The 1,971-nt window shown below is 66.8% G+C and carries 1 protein-coding gene; it reads left to right on the forward strand.

Annotation, left to right across the window (positions count from 1 at the left end; all coding sequences use genetic code 11):
- The coding region (locus NUV94_05250; GenBank protein ID MCR4392179.1) for a lamin tail domain-containing protein at positions 1 to 1,865 on the forward strand (1,865 nt) is incomplete at its 5' end.
- Positions 1,866 to 1,971 lie beyond the last annotated feature (106 nt).

Here is a 1,971-nt window from a genome sequence, read left to right on the forward strand (position 1 = left end):
CGGTCCCGAACCCGCAGGTGAGCGTGACCCCGACGTCGGGTGAGCTCAACTGCAGCATGTCGAGGGTCCTCCTCACGGCGAGCGTGACCGGTGGGGAGGCCCCGTACAGCTACCAGTGGTACAAGGACGGGACCCCGATCGCCGGTGCCACAGGTGCGACGTACGAGGCGACCCAGGCCGGGACGTACCACGTGGTGGTGACGGACGCGAACGGGTGCACGGACGACTCGAACGAAACAGTAGTGACCGAGGTTCCAACTCCCATTGGGGCGCTCGCGATCACCAAAGTGGTGGAGCCGCCGTTCGATCAGACCCCGGTTGGGGTGGGGGACGTCATCCATTACACGGTTCGGGTGAGCAACCCCGGTCCTGTGGACCTCACCGACGTGGACGTCACCGACTCCCGCATCCCCATCCTCGCCGGGCCGGTGGGCGACGACGGCGACGGCGTGTTGGAGCCAGGCGGGATCTGGACCTACACCGGCACCTATACCGTGACCCAGCGGGACATGGGCAGCATCATCGCCAACACCGCCACGGCCACCGCGGTCGATCCCTGTGGCCGCCTCATTGCCTCTGCCCCCGCCGTGACCCGGACGCCGTGCGTCAACTGTGTGGACAACCCACCCGCGGCGCAGGATCAGACCGTGATCACCTGCATGGATGTGCCCCTCAACCTGACCTTGGTCGGGCGCGATCCGGATCTCGGACTGGTCCCGCCGACTGAGCGTTCCCTCTCGTTCAGCATCCTGGGGGCGCCGCTGCACGGCACGATCAGCGGGAACCTGACCGTGGTCAGCTACACCCTCCCGGACCTCGCCTCGGTCAACGTGACCTATACACCGGCCCCCGGATTCGTGGGGACGGATGCGTTTACGTTCATGGTCCAAGACCCCTACGGCCTCTTCGCCACCGCCACGGTCCTGATCAATGTTGACCGGTGCGGCCAGGAGGAGGTGGCCGGCGCCGCCGGCGCGGCGGCAAGCCCAGTGGTGATCAACGAGGTAGCTTGGGGCGGCACCAACGCCAGCCCTGAGGACCAGTGGATCGAGCTCGCCAACACCACCGATCAGGCGATCGACCTCACCGGGTGGATCCTGCGCTGGCGGCGGAAGCAGCCCGCCACCCCAGAAGAAGCCAAGTGGAAGGTGGTGGAGCTGAGGGGGGAGATCCCTGCGCACGGCTACTACCTGCTCGAGCGGCGGCACGACAACGTGGTGAGCGATATCTCGGCCGATCTCGTCTACGACACCGAGCCACCCCACCTGCTCAGGCTCTCCGGCCTCGGCGAGGTCATGGAGCTCGTGGATCCCGATGGGAACGTGGTGGACATGGCCAACGCCGATAACCCAAACCGGGACGGGTGGGCCGGCGGGAGCGGGGCCCCTCATCCCGCGACCATGGAGCGGATTGATCCAGCAAGTCCGGATCGCGACGACAACTGGACCGCCAACCGCGGGATCGTCGTCAACGGGTTCGATGCCCGGAAGGCTTTGCTCACCGGCACCGCCGGGGCGACCAACGAGGAGACCGTGATCCAGGGCGTTGGGCCTGGGATACCTCAACTGGTGCGTCAAGGGGAGCGGATCGCCGTGTTCGCCACCCTCCCTGCCCCCGTGCACGAGCTCAAGGAGGTCCCACGGGTGACGCTGGCGTTGGTGGACGGGGTGGCCGGAGGAGCCGGGGCGTTCGTCGCGCCCGAGGTCCAGGCCGGGGCGGTGTCGGAGCGAAGGCTTCCTGGGACGCCGAACTGCGAGGTCTTGGTGGATACATCCCGGTTGGCCCCAGGGACATACCGGGTTTGGATCACCTTGGGTCCGCAGACGTTCCTCGCCCTCACCATCCAGGTCATCGGCCGGCGGTAGGTCGATAGCACCTAGAAGAACAGGCCCTCGGAACCCACTGCGGGTTCCGATGGTTTCTGTTTTGGGTTATCCGGTCCCTCCAGCCCCATGGGCCAATGAACGTAAT

The sequence above is a fragment of the Candidatus Acetothermia bacterium genome, from assembly GCA_024653305.1.
Classification (GTDB): domain Bacteria; phylum Bipolaricaulota; class Bipolaricaulia; order Bipolaricaulales; family Bipolaricaulaceae; genus JACIWI01.